8 protein-coding genes are annotated in these 3,746 nt (G+C 36.1%); all 8 read right to left on the reverse strand.

All coding sequences use genetic code 11. From position 1 onward, the window contains the following. Positions 1–777: Mrp/NBP35 family ATP-binding protein (locus tag GXX20_01555; GenBank protein HHW30351.1), on the reverse strand; the 777-nt coding region annotated here is incomplete at its 3' end. A 211-nt stretch (positions 778–988) separates the two neighbouring features. After that, a complete protein-coding gene (locus tag GXX20_01560; protein HHW30352.1) occupies positions 989–1,504 on the reverse strand; it encodes a DUF2703 domain-containing protein in 516 nt (171 codons plus the stop codon). A gap of 125 nt (positions 1,505–1,629) precedes the next feature. Beyond that, the gene (sigZ, locus tag GXX20_01565; protein ID HHW30353.1) at positions 1,630–2,172 is read right to left on the reverse strand and encodes an RNA polymerase sigma factor SigZ; all 543 of its coding nucleotides are present in this window, start codon (positions 2,170–2,172) and stop codon (positions 1,630–1,632) included. A 93-nt stretch (positions 2,173–2,265) separates the two neighbouring features. Beyond that, the gene (locus GXX20_01570; GenBank protein HHW30354.1) at positions 2,266–2,493 is read right to left on the reverse strand and encodes a thioredoxin family protein; all 228 of its coding nucleotides are present in this window, start codon (positions 2,491–2,493) and stop codon (positions 2,266–2,268) included. Between the two features lie 30 nt (positions 2,494–2,523). Beyond that, a complete protein-coding gene (locus GXX20_01575) occupies positions 2,524–2,724 on the reverse strand; it encodes a hypothetical protein (GenBank protein ID HHW30355.1) in 201 nt (66 codons plus the stop codon). A gap of 24 nt (positions 2,725–2,748) precedes the next feature. Beyond that, entirely contained in the window at positions 2,749–2,988 is a 240-nt protein-coding gene (locus tag GXX20_01580) for a 4Fe-4S binding protein (GenBank protein HHW30356.1), read from the reverse strand. A gap of 30 nt (positions 2,989–3,018) precedes the next feature. After that, complete coding sequence (locus tag GXX20_01585) at positions 3,019–3,549, reverse strand: permease (protein HHW30357.1); 531 nt, start codon at positions 3,547–3,549, stop codon at positions 3,019–3,021. Next, positions 3,546–3,746, reverse strand: a 201-nt coding sequence (locus GXX20_01590) for a permease (GenBank protein HHW30358.1), incomplete at its 5' end; no start/stop codon positions are given. The genes GXX20_01590 and GXX20_01585, both read right to left, overlap by 4 nt.

Genomic DNA, 3,746 nt, shown 5'->3' on the forward strand with positions numbered 1-3,746 from the left:
ATCCAATGATGCATTTTGTATTGTTTTATCTTTCTCGGAAAGATTGGCTATATCACTACACATAGGCAATTCCCCAAGAAGTTTTAAGTCTAATTTGCTTAAAAACTCTTCTGTGTTTTCACTACCAAATATTCTGATTTTTTTGTTGCAATCAGGGCATATAATATAACTCATATTTTCTACTACACCAATAACCTTAATGTTCATTGTTTTAACCATATTCACTGCTTTTGCGACTATCATAGACACTAAATCCTGGGGTACAGACACCATTACAATTCCATTGATGGGAATGGACTGCATCACCGTCAGCGCAACATCTCCCGTTCCTGGAGGCATATCAATGACCAAATAGTCAAGGTCTCCCCAGAAAACATCCGTCCAGAATTGCTTTACTGTCCCTGCAATTAAAGGCCCTCGCCATATAACAGGCTGCTCCTCCTCTTCCATCAATAAGTTCAGCGACATTACCTTTATTCCATTTTCAGTTGCCACTGGTAAAATTCCCAGTTCATTTGACTGGACTTTCTTGTCTTTTACTTTAAGAAGCCTTGGAATACTCGGTCCAGTAATATCCGCATCCAGGATGCCTACGCTATACCCTTTTTTATTTAACTCTTCCGCAATAAGGGCAGATACCGTTGATTTCCCAACGCCCCCCTTTCCACTCATTACACCGATTATTTTCTTTACAAAGTTATAAGGATTGTTTTCTATCATGCATCCCTCTTTTGTTTTACAATCCTCTTTTGTAGGACAATTTTCACAGTTAGACACTTTAAACACTCCTTTTGTTTTTGTCATATGCCAATTACATTATACATCCATATTATGTTATTGTCAAATGCCATTTATTCATGAAAGTATTTATATGGATAATGTAAAATAGAAAACCTTACAGCAAATGAGGTATATATCCACATTTACTGTAAGGTTTATAAACAAATTGCTTTACCTTATATATATTCCTAAATTACATTTTAAATATTCATACATCTTTTTGGCCCATAGAGTCAAAAAATCTCTTGAGATTTTCAGGAATCTCATATTCCTTTTCTTTACTTTGTTTACCATTCCCTGACAATTCGTTGTTACTGTATATTTCTCTAAGTATTGCATCAATTATCATTGCTTTTGGAGGGACATTGTATTCTTTACCTTTGTACACCCATACCCGACAGGCCACTTCATCTCCACATAAATCACCACACGATTCACAAAGAGATTCTTTTATTTCCAGTTGTATATCCTTTCCATTAATACGGATAGTAGGTGAACTCTCAAACCGGTACTGTATGGCCTTTTCCTTACTATCAATATGAATTTTATTTACAACAACTTCGGCGCCTGTTAATTCAAGCACTTTAGCATCATCCGCAATTGCTTCTTCAAGACTGTCCTCCGTACCCTGGCATCTCGTACATATGCTTAAATCCAAATACATAAAATCAATCACAATTTTCCTCTTTTCAGTACTATGAATTTCATCTTCACACCCGCAAATTGTACTACAGCAGGTGTTATTCCTTTGAGTTTCACAACATCCCATAATAAAACCTCCATCATAAAATTTAACTTCACTTTTATAGACGGAGGTTTTTTAAAAAGGACGCAAAATACATATATGTTTCAGCAATATTTACAACTATTTTCTTTATGCTGATATTCAACAATATTCCCATACACATCGAATTGAAACTTACAGCACTCAAAAAACTTCTCTTTTAACAGATTTCTCCCACGCTGAACTCTCGATTTAGCCCCTGATATTGACATACCAAGTTTTTGAGCCAGTTCTTTTTGTGTCAAACCACCTAATTCTGTTAGCATGATAGCCTGCTTATATTTATCTGGAAGGCTGTCAATCATATTTTTCAGGCATAAAACCAATCCATTTATTATTTCTTCTTCATCATTATCGGTTTTTATCTCATCAGCCAAATCCGAAAATTCAGCAGTATCTCTTTTTTTTCTGTAATAATCGACAATCAAATTTCTTGTTATTCGGTACACCCATGCATATATTCTGTCATTATCCTTTACCTGGTTTATATTAGAATATATTTTTAAAAATACATCCTGAAGGATATCTTCCGCATCTTGCTCATTTGCCACCTTTTTGCTGATAAAGATTCTTAAGTTGGAACTTAACTCTTTCCATAAATCAATAATATCATCCTTAATGGTTCAATACCCCCTTTAAGACGCAGTTTAAGGTTGATATACCTTACAAGTAAGACTTTCGTTAATGTTAAACAATGTGATTTACAAATACTTTTTAATATCTTCTACTGACGGAACCCTCCCCATCACTTTTACCTGTTCGTCCACTACAAGCGCAGGTGTTTTCATAACACCATAGGCCATAATGTCCTTGAAATCCTGCACTTTTTCAATAGTGGCTTCAATTCCCAGTTCTTTTACAGCCTCTCTGACATTAGCCTCTAATTTTTTACAATTGGCACATCCTGAACCTAAAACTTTAATTACCATAGTAAAATCCTCCTTCATCAATTGATATTTTTATTCCATTATTATTGCCATACCACAACATTCTATAGCGCAGGTTCCACACCCTGTACATTTTGCATGGTCAATTTCAATTCTGCCACCTAAAGGCTCATCATCATCCTCGACATAACTCACTGCATGATTAGGACATGCAATTATCGCTTTGCAGATATTTGCATGTGCAGGACATTTCTCCTTTAAAATAACTGGCATTACACCTTCCGCCTCCCCCGAAATTTAGCAACTGCAGCATCCGCAACTGCAATTCCCCTTTTCACCTGTGTCGCCAACGTACTCTATTGCACCTGAAGGACATAGGTTTTGACATCCTCTGCATCCCTCAACACAGCCTTCAGGATATACTACCACAGGCCTTTCACCTTCTTTCTTATAAACCCCGTGTGAGCACTTGTTAAAACATGCCCCGCACTCAATACAATTTTCATAGTTAATTACTGGATACCAGTTCTTTGACATTTAACTCAACTCCTTTACGCATATCATATATCACATGTTTTCAGCCTTTTTGTATATTTCCTTTATCTCTTCTTTTTGCATTAAGTGAGATAAGATGTAAGCAATAATAATTATTCCAGGAATATCAACCAACAGTCTTGTTACAGCAAATTTAGCACCCAATGCTGACATTTCAAATAAAAACATAGGTATCTTTGTAGTGGACCATGCTCCAATGAATATCAGTATATTGCTGAATTTTACGCCTTTTTTCATAAAAACTGCTGCCACTGGAAATGCCCCATAAAGTGGGCCTGCTGCTGCAGAGCCTAAAATGATGGCCAGGATTATGCCTTTTATCCCTGAACCTTCTCCCATGTATTTCACCATCGTTTCTCTCGGAACCCATACATCCAGTAATCCTAAAAGAATAAATACAGGAGGGATGACAAGAGCCATTTCCTTAAAACTATACCCTGCAACACCAATGGCTTTTAGCCCAATGCTTCTATTTATTAAAGTAATAATCCCTATAATACCTATAGTAATTAGAAAAAATTTGTATCTTTTTATAAACTTCATATACCACCCGCCACCTTCCCAATTATATATGCTACCAGGAAAGAAAATATAAAGGCTAAAACATTTCTTGCAATGGTTAGTTTTTTACCAAAGTATTTCATCTCTACAGGAGCCGTAACAATCCCTACCATCATAAGTGTAGAAACGAAGGCTCCAATCTGCATATAACCTGCACCATTTTGAAGAAGCATGGCAGC

The organism is Clostridiaceae bacterium, from assembly GCA_012840395.1.
GTDB lineage: Bacteria > Bacillota > Clostridia > Acetivibrionales > DULL01 > DULL01.